The following is a 15,981-nucleotide window of genomic DNA, read 5'->3' as shown; positions in this document are numbered from 1 at the left end:
AGAACAATAACATATGATTTGTGCTTAGATTTTATTCCGCTAGGCTGACGGAAAGATTTAAGTAAATTTTGGAACCAAAATGAGCCTCAGCATATATTTCCTCGTCATCGTTGCCGCCTTTCTACACGCCACTTGGAATGGGTTGGTAAAAAGTGGTTTGGACAAAACGATGAGCATGAGTGCAGTGGTTTTAGGCCAAGCATTGTTTGGGTTTGGGGTTTTATTTCTTGTACCGACACCTGCATTTGAAAGCTGGCCGTATTTGCTTTTAAGCGGTGCACTTCATGTTGGATACAATGTTTTCTTAATGTCAGCCTACCGTATCGGTGACCTGACACAGGTCTATCCAATTGCGCGTGGCTTGGCGCCTGTTTTGGTGACAATTGTTTCGATTATGGTGTTGGGAATTCAGTTCCAATCATTGCAATTATTGGCCGTAGCTTTGATTGTTTTGGGTATCGTAAGCCTTGCGCGTGTGCGCCAAGTGGATGGCGGACAGAATCATAAAGCGGCTGTTTTGGCGATGATAACGGGGTGCTTTATTGCGTCTTATTCCATGATTGACGGCATTGGGGCGCGTGTCGCTGGAACGGGGGTAGGGTTCTATTCCTATTCTGCGATCATCGGGTGTGTGATGTATTTTTGTACGGTTCCATTCTGGCAACCCCAAGTATTGGGTGTGTTGAAAACAGGTAAAATGGTCACTGTTTTGGGGGGCGGCGCATCATTCACTGCCTATGCATTTGTTGTATACGCCTTTACTCAGGCACCAATCGCATTGGTTACGGCCCTGCGTGAAACCAGCATTATTTTTGCCTTGTTCATTGGTGTATTCTTTTTGAAAGAACGTTTGGATTTGGGCAAGGTTCTGTCCACCTTTTTGACCTTAACAGGTGCTGCTTTGATGAAATTGGCTAAGGTTTAAAAACCTCTCACAACAGTGTCATTGGTATTTTATCACCACTTACGCCAATCATATGCGCTAAGAGGAGATGACTATGATTTCACGTCGCCAGTTTACCGCGCTTTGCGCTGGCACTGCTGCAATCCCTTCTGCGAGCTTTGCGCAATCTCTATCTATGAATGACGCGCACCACTCTTTGGTTTTTGGACAAGAGGCGGAATATTTAGCGGCGCTAAAGGCTATTTCGGAACGTGGCAATCAGGACATGATCCCTGGGCTTATTTTGGCTTTGCGGTTTACCCGTATGTCCGTCGCCCCTTTGATCGAAGTATTACGCGAACTGACGGGCGATACGAAAATCGGGAAATGGTCGCGCTGGAACGATTGGATGCTGTGGCAAGAAGCGCATCCAGAGGTGGTGCCGCATGAAAGCTATGCCGCGTTTAAACGCGAAATGTATCTGACGATTGATCCGAATTTTGATGTGTTTCTAAAACCAAAACATTTCAGACAGGACCGCATGAAAATCCGCATGGAAGAGATTACATGGGGTGGCGCGCGCAAAGATGGTATCCCATCACTGGATCGTCCTGAATTGGTATCCGCAACAGATGCAAAAGCGGCGTATATGTTGGACGATGATCTGGTGTTTGGCGTGTCCATTAATGGCGATACACGCGCCTATCCACTGCGCGTGATGGGGTGGCATGAGATGTTCAATGCCGTGATTGGCCGCGTGCCTGTTGCATTGGCGTATTGCACTTTATGTGGTTCAGGCATTCTGTTTGAAACGAATGTCGCTGGGCGCAGCGAACCATTTGTATTTGGCTCGTCAGGATTTTTGTATCGTTCGAACAAGTTGATGTTTGACCGCCAGACGCATTCCTTGTGGAATCAATTCACAGGCAAACCTGTGTCGGGTCCATTGGTGAACAGTGGCATTGAGCTGAAACAACGCCCTGTGGTGATCACGACTTGGGCGGATTGGAAATCTCGCAATCCTGACACGACGATTGTATCACTGAACACAGGGCATAAGCGCGATTATGGGTCGGGGATAGTTTACAGTGATTACTTTGCATCTGGCGAATTGATGTTCCCAACGATTGTGGATCAGTCGCGCCATCGCCAAAAGGATTACGTGTTTGGTGTGCGTGCTTTTGGGGGTGCAAAGGCATGGCCGTTGAAAGCGTTTGCTACGCAACCTGTGATCAATGACGCGGTTGCTGGGAAAGAGTTGGTTTTAATCGGTGATCCGAAAAAACGCAGCGTACGTGCCTATGCAAGTAAAGGTCATAAGTTTAAACATGGTCAAGGTGGTGCATTGGTGTCAGCGGATAAAACATCTTGGCAGATGACAGAGGATGCATTGGTTTCAACTACAGGTGAACGCCTGCCGCGTGTGGCAGGGCACATCGCTTATTGGTTCGCATGGAATGGTTATTTGGCGGATGTGTCAGAGGTTTATGAACAATAGGATTACTTAACATCTTAAAAAGAATTTGAACCTTTTAGAGATAACTGGGCACCTTTATACATAAGCTATAAAGAGATGGCGTAATGTTGGAAAAGTCGCGCGCATTAGAAGAGTATTTGGTCACGGTTTCGATGAGTGGCGATAAAAATGCTTTGTCGCAATTGGTTTTACTTGTTGGCCCAAGACTGGTTGTTCATGCCAATCGCTTACTTGGGGATCATGAAGAAGCTCAAGAGGCAGTCCAAGAAGCCTGGATCGATATTTATAAAGGCTTGCGACGTTTAAAATCTCCACGAGCGTTCCGATCATGGGCGCTTCGGATTGTTACCCGACGGTGTGCAAAACTTATTACAGGCAAACAACGTCAACGGAATTTGGTTCATAAGTTAAGCCAAGAACCTTTACCTGAAAACGAACCAACCACGGTTCTAATGTCAGATGAAAATGCAAAAGTTCGGGACGCCATTTCAAAGCTTTCACCAGAGCAATCAGCAACAGTCGCATTATTTTATCTAGAAGATATGCGTATTTCAGAAGTTGCCGTAGCTCTGGATGTACCCATTGGAACCGTAAAGACCCGCTTAATGCACGCCCGAACAAAACTGAAAGAAGAGTTGAAAGGAAAAGCTGATGACTGATGATAAGTTTAATAAATTGGATGAGATGATCGAAGCTGCGCTAACTGATCAAGATCATGAGATATTAAAAGAAACAGAAGAGCTGGGATATTTGGCTTTGGGTCTAAGCCAATTTGGCGGTAAATTAGGATGGGTCACATGGGTCCTGATGCTTTTGCAAGGTACAATGTTTGTGGCTGCTGTGTGGTGCGCGATAAAGTTTTATGCGGCTGACACAGCATTGCTTGCAATTCAATGGGGTATACCCAGTGCTGCACTCGCTATTATGGCATTACAAATCAAACTTAGCTTGGCTCCTCAAATGCAAGCTGATCGTGTCATTCGGGAAGTTAAAAGATTGCAGCTTATGATCATCAGTAAATGATATACTTTCGCAAGATGTGGTGCGTGTTATGGCAGTTACCTTAGATTGACCTCAAAATCTGCGCCCACGCCATGCACGCTATCACGCGGTTTGATGATGACGGATTTTGTGCCCGCTGGAATGCTGACCCCACCCAGTGAACGGGTAAACGGTTGCTCGTTCACATGCGGATGCGCCAACACGCGGTAACCCAATTCGGTGCCGTCTTTCAAATACACACCCCAACCATCTGCATAGTGATCCCAGCCTGTATCAGCATGTTTCAATGTGACATCAAAACGCCATGTAGAACCTGACTTTCCTGCATCCACAGCAACAATCACAGGAGAATCAGCAAAGGCTGCTGTGCTGATAAGGGCAGCAAATAGGGCGGTACACGTAAATTTCATCTCGAAACCTCATTCTTTTGCAACAGAATACAAAGAATCTGCGCATTTGGCATTTCACAATAGTGTTGAACAGAGTATAGCCGCCTCGTTCGCTTATGAACATGTCCAAACTTTAACTTAGGAGACCTAAAATGGGTTACCGTATTGTCGTCGCGGGTGCCACAGGCAACGTAGGCCGCGAAATGCTAAATATTCTTGATGAACGTCAGTTCCCGATTGATCAGATTGCTGTGCTTGCAAGCCGCAATTCACTTGGAACGGAATGTAGCTTTGGTGACAAGACGTTGAAGACGGAAGATTTGGACACTTTCGATTTCACGGGTTGGGACATGGCTTTGTTTGCTGTGGGTTCTGATGCAACTAAAGAGTATGCGCCAAAAGCGGCTGCAGCTGGTTGTGTGGTAATCGATAACTCATCGCTATACCGCTACGATCCAGATATCCCTTTGATCGTGCCAGAGTGTAACCCTGAAGCGATTCACGATTACAAAAACAAAAACATCATTGCCAACCCGAACTGTTCAACAGCACAGATGGTTGTGGCATTGAAGCCTTTGCACGACCGCTCGAAAATCAAACGTGTTGTTGTTTCAACTTACCAGTCTGTTTCAGGCACTGGTAAAGCAGCGATCGAAGAATTGTGGAACCAAACCAAAGGTAAATATGTACCAGGTCAGGAAGTGGAAGCAAAAGTTTATCCAAAAGACATCGCATTCAACGTAATCCCACATATTGATGTGTTCATGGATGATGGCTCCACCAAAGAAGAGTGGAAGATGGTCGCTGAAACAAAGAAGATCATCGATAAATCCATCAAAGTGACAGCGACTTGTGTGCGTGTACCTGTATTCGTGGGTCACTCCGAAGCAGTGAACATTGAGTTTGAAGATTTCGTTGATGAAGACGAAGTGCGTGACATCCTGCGTGAAGCACCAGGTGTTATGGTTGTCGATAAACGCGAAGACGGCGGGTACATCACACCAATCGATTGCGTGGGTGAGTTTGCAACATATGTAAGCCGTATTCGCCAAGACAGCACAATTGATAACGGTGTGAACCTGTGGGTTGTTTCCGACAACCTGCGCAAAGGTGCTGCGTTGAATACAGTACAGATTGCAGAGCTTTTGGGCCGTGAGGTTTTGAAAAAAGGCTGATTTGTGCAATAATTAACAAAAGATTAAAAGGGCCCATTATTGGACCCTTTTTTAATTCATGGTATTAAGAAATGCATAACGAAACACTTGACGTGATTCTTATGTATCTTAAATAAACGCCACTTCGGTGGTAATTTAATTATTTGCCAAATATTAATAATGGGTAAGGGTATCAAAATGACAAAATTTAAATTGGTTTGTGCTACTGTTCTAGCGCTAACCCCTACAATGTCTTTTGCGGATGATTTTGATTATTATATTAGAGTTGTTCCAAACTTAACTGAACAACAAATGAAAGAATTGCAACGTTGGGCTGCAAAATCAGAACGATTTGGATCTTATGCGGTATCAACTGCAATACCAAAATTTGATGAAAATGACGTGGAGGTTCCACAACCTGGTGTTGCGGCATATTCAACAGGTTATAAAACATTATATGGTGGGCAATGGTCTTCGATTAAGGCTTGCAATCGTGCACGTACAGGTAGCATGAAAAGATGTGTTGTTCTTGGATCACGTATTCCAACAGATCCAAGTCGATAAGACGTTGAATTTTTATATGAGCTTTTAAAATACTTTTTTAAGCTCATATAATCCCAAAAAACAGCAAGTCATTATATTACCAATTTATGCTGTTGATCATAACAGCACTTTTTTTATGCAATTGTATGATTATATTCAATTCAGACATAACTAACTTTAGGTGTTTTAATGCGTTACTCGCTACTCGTAATTCTTTCTTTATTCCCACAGTTCGCTGTTGCTGAAACGGTCACTACGACCAGCACGTTGGATACGGTGAAAATTTTCCCACAAGCTGCTTTATATGACCGTAAGGTCGGTTTGGATTTACCCGCAGGACAGCATCAGGTTTTGGTGACGGACTTGCCTCAAGATTTGCAAGGAGGCCAGTTTCAAGCATTTGCAGATGGGGTGACGATACAGTCCATTGGTTTTAGTACCGAGCGGCAAGTGCCAGCAGAGCCTGTGAAGTCGGATGAACAGCTTGCTGCAGAAAAAGTATTGGATGCTGCTAAGGGTGAATTGATTGCAGTAGAAACGACACGTGTTGCGGCCAAGGCTGCGGTCGCGGCGTCTAATTTAAAAGTGCAATATTTGACATCTATATCTGAAGGTAAGATGGCAGGCGGTGCTGGTGGGAGCACGCTAACAGCGGATGAGTTAACCAGCCTTATTGGCGTGCTGGGCGCAGAGATTTCAGCAGCAGTTGTCGCTTTGGAAACCGCACAGAATGAACTGACACAGACAAACCGAGCAGTGAATGAAGCGGATGCAAAAGTTGCGCGTGCGCATGCAGCTCTGGAAGCAACTCTTCCTTTGGAGCGCGCAAGGGCAACGGCTATTATTGATTTGGTTGTGGATGCGGAATTTAAGGGTGACCTAACATTGATTTACGCAAGTCAAAATGCGGGGTGGCAACCGAGTTATGAGATCAAAGTAGAGCAGGAAAAGGCCACCGCCAAAGTGGATATGGTACGCCAAGCAAACATCTGGCAACGCAGTGGTGAGGATTGGCAGGATGTGGCTGTGACATTGTCGACGTCTGATTTGAACCGTGCAACGCAGGTGTCTTTGCCGTATCCAGATATCAAGTATATTTTTGATCCAAAAGAATTGCTGCGCATGGCGCAGAAGTCTGTTGCACGTGGTCAGGCGGATGCTTTGGCAGAACCTGTTTTGGAAACGGCTGCGGCACCGCGATATGAACAATATGCATCGACTATACGTGGACAAACGATTGAGTTTGAATTGGGGCGTATTGGCAAGTTGCGCGGCGATACCAACGGCAAGCTGTTCCGTTTAGATGCCATTCAAAGCGATGTGGAATTGGGTGCGCGTGCTACGATTGGGCAGAACAGCACTGCGGTTTTATATGCTGAGTTGGAAAATACCACAGGTGGGACTTTGTTGCCGGGTGAGGCGACATTGATCCGTGATGGTGTGATGGTCGGTCAGTCTTATATCGGTGAAGTTGCCAATGGTGATACATTCGATATGGCGCTTGGGCCATTGAATGGCATCTTGGTAGAGCAACGTACGTTGCAAGTTCAAGATGGCGATACGGGCATCATTTCATCCTATAATCAGAAGATTGAAAAATACGAGGTCAATATCCGCAGCCTGTTGGATTATGCGATTGATGTGACGGCTTATGTGGCATTGCCAGTTTCCGAGGCTGAGGATTTGGAAGTGACTTTGGACACCAACCCGAAGCCGACAGAGACGAATATCGAAGGTCGCCGTGGTGTGGTCGGTTGGACTGTTGCTATGGAAGCGGGGTCAACTGAAACGATCAACTATGATTGGACGTTGAAATGGCCAGAGGACAAACAGCTGGGGCGTCGTTAAAACCAGTGAATAGAACATGCTTTTTGCCCCGTCGCCAATGTTTGGTGGCGGGGTTTATCGTTTGTTAATCTGTGTAAGGTTAAAAAGGTGGCGCCACCATATGCGGTATATGTGCTGAACAGGGATTTTATCCCCTGCACCTAATCTAACTGTTATTTCGGTGGTTTTCGCATTTGACGCTGTTACCCGCCCTTTGAAAACCCATGAACCACTTTGTCGACACGGCTTTTATACCGCACAAAAGGTTAATAGGTTTTTAGAGGTGCGTGCGCTGCTTTAGATTTGTTCGAATGTATCGCTGGCTGGATTATAGTTTTCTAAGCCGCCATCGCGGATGTCCATCCACAGGCCGTGTAGAGACAATTCACCTTTTTCAACACGCTCTTGAACGAATGGGAAAGTCATAAGGTTTTTCAAGGATACCAATATACCTTCGCGCTCTAATGCGCTGACTTGTTCGTCTTCTGTACCACCGCGTTCTGCCACACGCTCATAACCTTCGCGCAGGATATCAACCCAGCTGCCTACAAAACTGCTTTTTTCTTCAAGCTCTGGCGCTTTGCCTGAACACATATCATGGCAGCCTTTGACACCACCGCAATGGGAATGGCCGACGACCAGAATATTGGTCACACCCAAAGCGGTGACAGCATATTCAATGGCTGCAGATGTGCCGTGATGTTGCCCATCAGGCAGGAATTTTGGAACAAGGTTTGCGATGTTACGGTGCAGGAAAAACTCGCCTGTTTCCGCGCCAAAAACAGATGTGACATGCACGCGGCTGTCGCAGCACGCGATGACCATTGTGCGTGGGTGCTGGCCGTCATCAACCAGTTTTGCGATCCAAGCTTTGTTTTCTTGGAACTGTGTCGCTTTCCAACCGTGGTAACGATTGGCAAGGAAGCTTGGCAGCGGCTTAATGTATTTCATGTGTAGTCTGACCCTGAATTTAGTCTCATTTTTCGTAGATTTTGAGTGATTTTACAAGAGCTGCGTACGCATCGGTTAGGAGTTTTTTGCAAATAGCCCTTTATGGTCATGGCTGGGGCGTATGATGAATGGTGAATAGAATGGCTGATATAATTGCATTTCGATCGAATGAAGTGCCAAAGTTAAATTACGATGAAATCCATATTTTATTGTCTGAATTGGGCACACAGCAGGGGCTGCGTGTGTTCGAGCGTGTGTTGTTTGAGGTGTCAGATAAGCTGTGCCAGCTGGAAATGGCGATTTATGAAAAAGATATGCAAAATGCGCGGCGGATTGCTGGCAGTTTGAAAACTTTATGCCCGCAGGTCGGTTTGGACAGTGTTTGCGGTGTGGCGTGTCAATTGATCGAGGTTATTGATTCAGGTGATTTGGCGATTATGCCAGTCATTTGCCAGCGCATGGTTTGTTTGGGTGAAGCAAGCCTGTTTCAATTGGCGGAGTTGCCACGGGTTTTAGCGGATCAATAGCTTGAAGAGCCTGTGAAATTGACTAGGGTTACGAGGATAGTTTAGGAGATCCGAATGAGCCCGAAGTTTGCTGGTAAGTCATCAAAAACAACACCCATCCATTTTATTGAAACAGCAAGTTTGAAAAAGTGGCTGGCGAAAAAGCCAAAAGCTGTTCAAGCGTGGGTTAAGGCCAGCGCGTTTACAGGTGGTTTGGGGCAGGTTTTGACTGTGCCAAACAAAGAGGGCGGTATTGACCAAGTACTGGCTGGTTGGGGTGATGCCGCTGCGCGCACGCGTGGGCGTTATTGGGCAGCTATGGCTGCAATGCAATTGCCCAAAGGGGTGTATGAATTTGCCTCTGGCTTGAAAAAATCAGAAATGACTGAGGCCAGTTTGGCATGGCTTTTGGCGCAATATACGTTTGACCGGTATAAGGATAAATCTGGCGCTTCTGCGAAACTGAAAGCCAACAAAGATGTGGATGCCAAGCGATTGGAAATCTTGGCGGCTGGTGAGTTTTTAACACGTGATCTGATCAACACACCAACCTCTGATATGGGGCCAGAGCAGTTGGAAGCTGCTTTTAGGGCTTTGGGTAAACAGCACAAAGCCAAGGTCACAGTGACCAAAGGCGATGCATTGTTGAAAAAGAACTTCCCAATGATCCATACGGTTGGGCGTGCGTCTGATCAAGAGCCGCGTTTGTTGGATATGACATGGGGTAAGGCCAGCGATCCAAAGATCACTTTGGTTGGTAAAGGCGTTTGTTTTGATACGGGCGGTTTGAACATCAAACCAGCGTCATCCATGGGTTTGATGAAAAAGGATATGGGTGGCTCTGCCAATGTGATGGGACTGGCGCATATGATTATGGCGCTGGGTGTGCGTGTGCGATTGCGTGTGCTGGTGCCAGCGGTTGAAAATTCTATTTCCGCAGGCGCGTACCGCCCTCAGGATGTTTTGACATCCCGTAAAGGTTTGACGGTTGAGGTAAACAATACAGATGCTGAAGGGCGTTTGGTATTGGCGGATGCTTTGGCATTTGCGGATGAAGAAAAACCAGAGTTCATGGTTTGCATGGCGACCTTAACAGGGGCTGCGCGTGTAGCGCTTGGCCCTGATGTGCCGCCGTTTTTCACAGACAGTGATAAGCTGGCAAATGCGATTTCTAAGGCGGCTGATAAAGAAGCAGATCCATTGTGGCGTATGCCGTTTTGGGATCCGTATGAACCCGTGATTGAACCTGACGTGGCTGATTTGGACAATGCGCCCAAAGGTCGGTTTGGGGGGGCGATTACAGCCGCGTTATTCCTACGTCGTTTTGTGGAAGATGCAGGGGATTTTGTGCATCTGGATTTATACGGTTGGACGCCAGCGGCAAAACCTGCGCGGACTTTGGGCGGAGCTTGTCAATCAACGCGGGCAATATTGCGGGTGATCGAAGAAAATTATGTCTGATATCCGCCGCATAAAAGCGCCTGTTGCAAATCTGTACAGTGATCACGGTGTAACGCTGGAACGCCAACTTTTGTTTGGTGAGGCGTTCTGTGTGATTGCGGAGAAAGAGGGTTGGGCAGAAGGGTATCGCCCATCTGACAACTATGCAGGGTTTACACGTATCGATGATTTGGCGGGATGGGCTGACCCAAGTAACCGTATTTCTGATATGGGCGCGCATGTTTATGCGACACCGAATTTTAAAACCGTTCCAATGATGCATTTGCCGTTTCAGGCTGAAATCACTGTCGTGGGTGAAGAAGGCAACTATGTAGAACTGGCTGGGGGTGGGTTTATCCACCAGCAACAGGTCGAATCATTGGTTGCAATTGAGCCTGACTATGTGAAAACGGCTGAACGCTATCTGGGTGTGCCGTATTTATGGGGTGGCAATGCGCAATATGGAATCGATTGTTCTGGTCTGATTTCAGCTGCCTTAAAGGGTGCGAAAATCGAATGTGCGGCCGATAGTGGCGTACAGGAAAAAACCTTAGGCGAGCCATTAGATGCTAACCAACCCTTAAAACGGGGGGATTTTGTGTTTTGGAAAGGTCATGTTGGGTTGATCTATGGGCCAGATATGCTGTTGCACGCAAATGGCCATCACATGAAGACGGTGTTTGAGCCGTTTGAACAGGCCTGCGCACGTATATTGGCAGCGGGCAATGGCCCCGTTACCCTACGGAAGCGTTTGCCTTAATCTACCAAACGGATCATTTTCCGCTCTAAAACGCGCAAAACTGTTTTCAAATCATGACCGCGTTTTAAGATGCGTCCATCCATACCTATAATCGCGTAAAGCCCTTGTTTTGTTGATAATTTTGGTCGTTTTTCGATGCGATAAATTGGATGTTCTGCTGTGCGTCTGAATATTGAAAAGATCGCGACATCTTTGAGCGGAGAAATTCCATAATCCCGCCATTCTCCTGCCGCAACCATCCTGCCATATAGCGACATGATCAGCGCGAGCTCTGTTCGATGGAAATGAATAGGGAGCTTTGATTGGCCCTTTTGGGCGTAATTTATATCCTGAAACATGCGTTTAGTTTTGCGTGTTCCCGCTTTGAAATCAAGGGTTGGTTCGCAAAGTTAGGGAAAAGGTTAGTTTTAGGTTAGCAAAAATAACAATAAGAAGTCCAAATCTATCCCTTTGAGTGTCACGTTTAAATTCTATCTACTGCGATAGTAAGTGTTTTTATGTGTAATGAGTAACAACGCGCCCCGCTCAATAGGGCGGGGCGTTTTGTCAGATTAGTTAGTAAACCCTGTAGACTTTATGAGTAACAGTGATCTTCGCGCGTAGCGAATAAGCGGTTTTATTGGTTTTTGCGGAAAAGCCTAACAATTGCCTTATTCCCTCCCACCTATTGCCGCGATCAACGATCATTACAGTCCATGTAGCTAGCAATCAGCTAACCCTCGGTACCGTGGCTTCTTTGCCCCCACTCAAGTTACGGTACCGAGGACTACATCTCCCCCCCCCCTTAAGATATTGACCTTTGGTATGCATTGTTCTTTGTTGGCTTTAATCCAATGGAGTTTCAAAATGCGTGACTTTCACTTGCCCGGTCGATCCGCGACGTATGCAACCAATGGCATGTGCGCCACATCCCATCCTTTGGCCGCTAAAGTGGCTGTTCAGATATTAGAGAGTGGCGGCAATGCCGTTGATGCTGCGATTGCAGCAGGTGTTTTGTTGGGTATTTGCGAGCCGCAAATGACAGGGATTGGTGGCGATTGCTTTATTTTGTTATCCCCAGCGGGATCAGAAGAAGTGATTGCGCTGAATGGTTCAGGTCGCTCGCCAGCGGGGTTATCAGCCGCTGCATTACGTGAAGCGGGGCATACGGCTGTGCCGCGCAAATCTGTAGAAGCAATCACGGTGCCAGGGGCAATTGATGCGTTTTGTCGGTTGTCCAAAGATTATGGTAAGATTGGTATCGCCAGCTGTTTGGCGCCTGCGATTTATTACGCAAAAGCGGGTGTGCCTGTAACGCCGCGCACAGCATTTGACTGGGCGATCGCAGCGGGAACCATTACAGGGGATGCACAAAAATTCTATTTGAATAATGGTGCAGCAGCGACAGTTGGGCAGATGTTTAAGGCACCCAATCAAGCAGAGGTATTGGAACGTGTCGCATTAGAAGGCCGCGATGGGTTTTATGAGGGTGAGGTTGCCGAAGATATGGTTGCGTCCCTGAATGCGCTTGGTGGTTCGCATACATTGGAAGATTTTTACAATACTGCCTGTGAATATACGACGCCGATTTCGGGCGACTATAAGGGCACGGAATTGGTGGAGCACCCACCGAATGGGCAGGGTGCAACGGCGATCTTGATGAACAATATGTTGCAGCACTTTGATATCGCAAGCATGGATGCGCTGGGTGCGCAACGTGTGCATATTGAGGCAGAGGTTGCAAAGCTGGCTTATGATACGCGCAACCGTATGTTGGCGGATGAAAATCATATGACACGGTTGGAGCATATGTTGTCGCCTGAAACCGCTGCGCAATTGGCGGCATTGGTTGATCCAAAACGTGTTATGGCGGATCCTGTGAAACTGTCTGAAACAGTGCACAAAGATACGGTTTATTTGACCGTGGTGGATAAGGATTTGATGTCTGTTTCCCTGATTTATTCCATCTATGAAAGCTTTGGCTCTGGAATGGCGTCATCGAAGTTCGGGATCAATTTCCAAAACCGTGGCGCTGGATTTACGTTGGAAGAAGGCCATCCGAATGAAGCAGCAGGGGATAAACGCCCGATGCACACGATCATTCCGGGAATGCTGCGCAAGGATGGTAAAGTAACGATGCCATTTGGTGTGATGGGTGGATCATATCAACCTGCAGGCCATGCACGATTTATGTCCAATATGATTGATTTTGGAATGGATAGTCAGACGGCGATTGATGCGCCACGCAGTTTTCCTGATGCAGGGCAACTAAAAGTGGAACGTGGGTATAGTGACGCTGTACATGCTGAACTGGTTGAGATGGGGCATGATGTGATTGTGCCTGAAGTCGCTATTGGCGGGGCGCAATCGATTTTGATCAACCACGAAACAGGTGTGCTGGAAGGTGCATCTGATGCGCGTAAAGATGGATGTGCTTTGGGGTATTAACCTTAGGCGTCTTAGTTCATCTGAACTTCAAGACGATACTGACCGTTGTCCATAGAACCGAATAAATCAGCGACTTCTGGGTGTTGAACAGGTTCACCGCTTTCGTCCATTACAAGGTTTTGTTCGGATACATATGCCACGTAATAAGACGAGTCGTTTTCCGCCAAAAGGTGATAAAAAGGCTGTTCTTTGCTTGGGCGCATATCTTCTGGAATGGAATCCCACCACTCTTCAGTATTGGCAAATTGCGGGTCCACATCAAAGATAACACCGCGAAATGGATGTTTCTTGTGGCGGACAACTGTCCCAATTCCGTATTTTGCGTTCACTTGCAGCATTGTTGACCCGAATCCCCAAATTCCAGCTTGTATCTAAAACTTTATCAGGCAATGTGTCCATAAAACTGTCGCAAAAATCAACCCAAAAAGGGGAAACAGTCTGTGAACTTATTGTTAACAGTTCTTGAAATCGTTGCTCCGGTGTTCCTTTTGGCCTTGATTGGTTTTGTTTGGGTAAAGCATGGATTTGAGTATCAGGTTGAGTTTGTGACGCGTCTTGCGATGACGTTATCTGTGCCTTGTTTGATTTTTGTAGCTCTTATGAAAGCAGACATCGACCGCAGTGCTTTGGCTGTAACTTTCTTAGCGTCCTGCGTGGCCTATCTGGTAGTGACTGTGGTTTTTGCATTGATCGTGCGCTTATTTAAACTGGAGATGCGCACGTTTTTAGCACCGCTAATTTTTGGGAATACGGGTAATCTTGGTCTGCCTTTGGCATTATTTGCCTTTGGCGAAGTCGGGTTGAGTTATGCGATTATCATATTTGCGGTGATGGCCGTTTATTCCTTTTCTGTGGGTGTTTGGCTTGTGTCTGGTGGCGGGTCTTTAATTAAAATCGTGAAAGAGCCATTGGTGGGCGCAACCTTGTTAGGGGCACTGTTTTTGTACAATGGTTGGGAAACACCAACCTTTTTAACGAATGCGCTGGAACTGATTGGGCAGATGGCAATCCCTATTATGTTGATCACGTTGGGTGTTGCGTTAGCGCGTTTGAAACCCGATAGTTTCGGGCGTGCGATTGTGCTGTCTGTTGTAAAGGTAGCACTTTGTACGGGCATTGCATGGGGTGTTGGGCTGTATTTTGCATTGGAACCGGTTGCGTTGGCAGTCTTGGTTATGCAGATTGCGACGCCTGTTGCGGTTACATCTTATCTGTTGGCGGAGAAATACGGGGCTGATGCAAATGAAGTGGCGGGTTTGGTGGTGGTGTCCACTCTTTTATCTGTGATCACGATCCCGCTGACGTTGGCATTTTTCGTTTAAACATTTCTGCTTTTTCGTCTATAGTTTGAAAAAACCCAGCGTTAGACTGGAAAAGCGAGCAGTAGATGAAAAAAGCAATTGTATTATTGGCCTTATTGGCTGTGGCGTCGTGTTCTGGTGGTGGTACAACTCCGCCTCGTAATTTGGACAATGCATGTTCCATTAAAGCGCAAAAACCTAAGTGGTTTAAAGCGATGGATCGCGCGGGCGATAAGTGGGGTGTTCCTACACCAATCTTTTTGGCAACGATTTATCATGAATCGCGGTTTAAGCATGATGCACGTACACCGCAGCGATATGCGCTTGGTGTAATCCCATTGGGGCGTCAATCATCGGCACTGGGTTATTCTCAAGCTTTGGATGGTACGTGGGATGAATACAAACGTGCCACAGGTGGTTTTGGAAAGAGCCGTAAAGACTTTGCGGACTCTGTGGATTTCATGGGGTGGTATATGAACGGTACAACGCGTGGTGTAGGTATCGCTAAGACGGATGCCTATAATCAATATCTAGCCTATCACGAAGGGCGTACAGGATTTAAACGTGGATCTTACCGTAATAAATCATGGTTATTGGGTGTTGCGCAAAAAGTTGAAAACCGTGCAATCATGTATCAAGAGCAGCTTAGAACCTGTAGTTAGTTATCTCGTTTGCCTGTGGATTGGCCAAGATCGTTAGCGATTTGCTCAATATCAAATAGATCTTCGTTTAAGCGTGCTTTGCGATCGAGTTTGCCCAAAACCACAGTGGTCTTTTTGCCAGATTGATCTGTCACAACCCATTGGCGTAATTCTGTTGGGTTTGCCGTGAACACTAATTCAATGCTGCCATAATTTGGATGCTTTGGATCTTGTGCTTTGATCTTTGTCGTTGGGCCAACTTCTGTATGGCTGAGAACCATACCGCTTGTTGCCAAGTTCACATTCTTTTTCAAGATTAAGCCAAGTGGCGTTTGCCCGATTGGAAAGCCTTGTGGTCCTGCGGATGACTTTTTATCAAACACCGCAATCTGCCCTGTGCTGGCAACCACTAACGCTGGATTTGGCTTTGCGTATTCAAACCGCATACGCCCAGGACGTTTGATCATGAAATCACCCTTAGACAATGTGCTGTCTGGGTTGATTTGCGTAAAGGCACCTTTTGCCGATTTCAGCTGGTTTAAATAACTGGAAACCTCTTGCAAAGACAGTTTTTCTGCATTTGCAACAGTTGGGGTGATCATAAGGGCCAGAGCGACCAATTTTGTAAAATGTTTCATAAGTCTCATTTAATCATTCTAAACACAGTTTCAAACCTACAA

18 protein-coding genes are annotated in these 15,981 nt (G+C 46.5%); 13 read left to right on the top strand and 5 right to left on the bottom strand.

Annotated elements, in window-relative coordinates; translation table 11 throughout:
• The first annotated feature begins 79 nt into the window (after positions 1-79).
• The 4 genes from F9L33_RS07665 (at position 80) to F9L33_RS07650 (ending at position 3,383) form a co-directional block, all read left to right on the top strand.
• On the top strand, positions 80-925 hold the full coding sequence (locus tag F9L33_RS07665) for a DMT family transporter (RefSeq protein ID WP_152142177.1): 846 nt from the start codon (positions 80-82) through the stop codon (positions 923-925).
• Positions 926-998: 73 nt separating this feature from the next.
• Positions 999-2,381 (top strand): DUF3179 domain-containing protein, encoded by a 1,383-nt coding sequence (locus F9L33_RS07660; protein WP_152142176.1) that lies wholly within the window; start codon positions 999-1,001, stop codon positions 2,379-2,381.
• 83 nt (positions 2,382-2,464) lie between these two features.
• Positions 2,465-3,019 (top strand): RNA polymerase sigma factor, encoded by a 555-nt coding sequence (locus F9L33_RS07655; RefSeq protein WP_152142175.1) that lies wholly within the window; start codon positions 2,465-2,467, stop codon positions 3,017-3,019.
• Positions 3,012-3,383, top strand: a complete 372-nt coding sequence (locus F9L33_RS07650; RefSeq protein WP_152142174.1) for a DUF6768 family protein — start codon at positions 3,012-3,014, stop codon at positions 3,381-3,383. Before F9L33_RS07655 ends, F9L33_RS07650 begins: the two co-directional genes overlap by 8 nt.
• 35 nt (positions 3,384-3,418) lie before the next feature.
• Here F9L33_RS07650 and F9L33_RS07645 read toward each other — a convergent pair whose 3' ends face one another.
• The gene (locus F9L33_RS07645; protein ID WP_152142173.1) at positions 3,419-3,772 is read right to left on the bottom strand and encodes a hypothetical protein; all 354 of its coding nucleotides are present in this window, start codon (positions 3,770-3,772) and stop codon (positions 3,419-3,421) included.
• A 131-nt stretch (positions 3,773-3,903) separates the two neighbouring features.
• On the opposite strand from F9L33_RS07645, the gene F9L33_RS07640 reads away from it, so the two are divergent.
• The 3 genes from F9L33_RS07640 to F9L33_RS07630 all read left to right on the top strand — a co-directional run bounded on the left by F9L33_RS07640 (position 3,904) and on the right by F9L33_RS07630 (position 7,296).
• Positions 3,904-4,926 carry an aspartate-semialdehyde dehydrogenase gene (locus tag F9L33_RS07640; protein ID WP_152142172.1) on the top strand — a complete coding sequence of 341 codons (1,023 nt, stop codon included), beginning with the start codon at positions 3,904-3,906 and terminating at the stop codon, positions 4,924-4,926.
• 177 nt (positions 4,927-5,103) lie between these two features.
• The gene (locus F9L33_RS07635) at positions 5,104-5,469 is read left to right on the top strand and encodes a hypothetical protein (protein WP_152142171.1); all 366 of its coding nucleotides are present in this window, start codon (positions 5,104-5,106) and stop codon (positions 5,467-5,469) included.
• 168 nt (positions 5,470-5,637) lie between these two features.
• Positions 5,638-7,296: a mucoidy inhibitor MuiA family protein gene (locus tag F9L33_RS07630; protein ID WP_152142170.1), complete on the top strand. Its 1,659-nt coding sequence runs from the start codon at positions 5,638-5,640 to the stop codon at positions 7,294-7,296.
• A 276-nt stretch (positions 7,297-7,572) separates the two neighbouring features.
• On the opposite strand, the gene F9L33_RS07625 is transcribed toward F9L33_RS07630, so the two are convergent.
• Positions 7,573-8,226, bottom strand: coding sequence for a carbonic anhydrase (locus F9L33_RS07625; RefSeq protein WP_152142169.1), 654 nt, complete (start codon positions 8,224-8,226; stop codon positions 7,573-7,575).
• A 140-nt stretch (positions 8,227-8,366) separates the two neighbouring features.
• Here F9L33_RS07625 and F9L33_RS07620 point away from each other — a divergent pair, with 140 nt between their 5' ends.
• From F9L33_RS07620 to F9L33_RS07610, 3 genes are read left to right on the top strand one after another with little or no spacing between them, the layout of a single operon-like run.
• The gene (locus tag F9L33_RS07620) at positions 8,367-8,753 is read left to right on the top strand and encodes a hypothetical protein (RefSeq protein ID WP_152142168.1); all 387 of its coding nucleotides are present in this window, start codon (positions 8,367-8,369) and stop codon (positions 8,751-8,753) included.
• A 54-nt stretch (positions 8,754-8,807) separates the two neighbouring features.
• On the top strand, positions 8,808-10,193 hold the full coding sequence (locus F9L33_RS07615) for a M17 family metallopeptidase (protein ID WP_152142167.1): 1,386 nt from the start codon (positions 8,808-8,810) through the stop codon (positions 10,191-10,193).
• Complete coding sequence (locus F9L33_RS07610; RefSeq protein WP_152142166.1) at positions 10,186-10,932, top strand: C40 family peptidase; 747 nt, start codon at positions 10,186-10,188, stop codon at positions 10,930-10,932. Before F9L33_RS07615 ends, F9L33_RS07610 begins: the two co-directional genes overlap by 8 nt.
• Here the strand turns inward: F9L33_RS07610 and F9L33_RS07605 are convergent.
• A complete protein-coding gene (locus tag F9L33_RS07605) occupies positions 10,929-11,270 on the bottom strand; it encodes a DUF2794 domain-containing protein (protein WP_152142165.1) in 342 nt (113 codons plus the stop codon). The genes F9L33_RS07610 and F9L33_RS07605 overlap by 4 nt on opposite strands.
• Before the next feature lie 508 nt (positions 11,271-11,778).
• On the opposite strand from F9L33_RS07605, the gene F9L33_RS07600 reads away from it, so the two are divergent.
• On the top strand, positions 11,779-13,359 hold the full coding sequence (locus tag F9L33_RS07600; RefSeq protein ID WP_152142164.1) for a gamma-glutamyltransferase family protein: 1,581 nt from the start codon (positions 11,779-11,781) through the stop codon (positions 13,357-13,359).
• Positions 13,360-13,370: 11 nt separating this feature from the next.
• On the opposite strand, the gene hspQ is transcribed toward F9L33_RS07600, so the two are convergent.
• Positions 13,371-13,697, bottom strand: coding sequence for a heat shock protein HspQ (hspQ, locus tag F9L33_RS07595; protein WP_152142163.1), 327 nt, complete (start codon positions 13,695-13,697; stop codon positions 13,371-13,373).
• Positions 13,698-13,799: 102 nt separating this feature from the next.
• Between hspQ and F9L33_RS07590 the strand changes: the two genes are divergently transcribed.
• Positions 13,800-14,681 (top strand): AEC family transporter, encoded by an 882-nt coding sequence (locus F9L33_RS07590; RefSeq protein ID WP_152142162.1) that lies wholly within the window; start codon positions 13,800-13,802, stop codon positions 14,679-14,681.
• Positions 14,682-14,746: 65 nt separating this feature from the next.
• Positions 14,747-15,322, top strand: coding sequence for a transglycosylase SLT domain-containing protein (locus tag F9L33_RS07585; protein WP_152142161.1), 576 nt, complete (start codon positions 14,747-14,749; stop codon positions 15,320-15,322).
• Here the strand turns inward: F9L33_RS07585 and F9L33_RS07580 are convergent.
• Positions 15,319-15,939, bottom strand: a complete 621-nt coding sequence (locus tag F9L33_RS07580) for an outer membrane lipoprotein carrier protein LolA (protein WP_152142160.1) — start codon at positions 15,937-15,939, stop codon at positions 15,319-15,321. The two genes, F9L33_RS07585 and F9L33_RS07580, sit on opposite strands and share 4 nt — an antisense overlap.
• Between the last annotated feature and the right edge of the window lie 42 nt (positions 15,940-15,981).

It is taken from the genome of Amylibacter sp. SFDW26 (assembly GCF_009184395.1).
In the GTDB taxonomy this organism is placed as follows: domain Bacteria; phylum Pseudomonadota; class Alphaproteobacteria; order Rhodobacterales; family Rhodobacteraceae; genus Amylibacter.
Note: the sequence above shows the minus strand (reverse complement) of the source record. Positions and strands in the feature narration are given on the sequence as shown.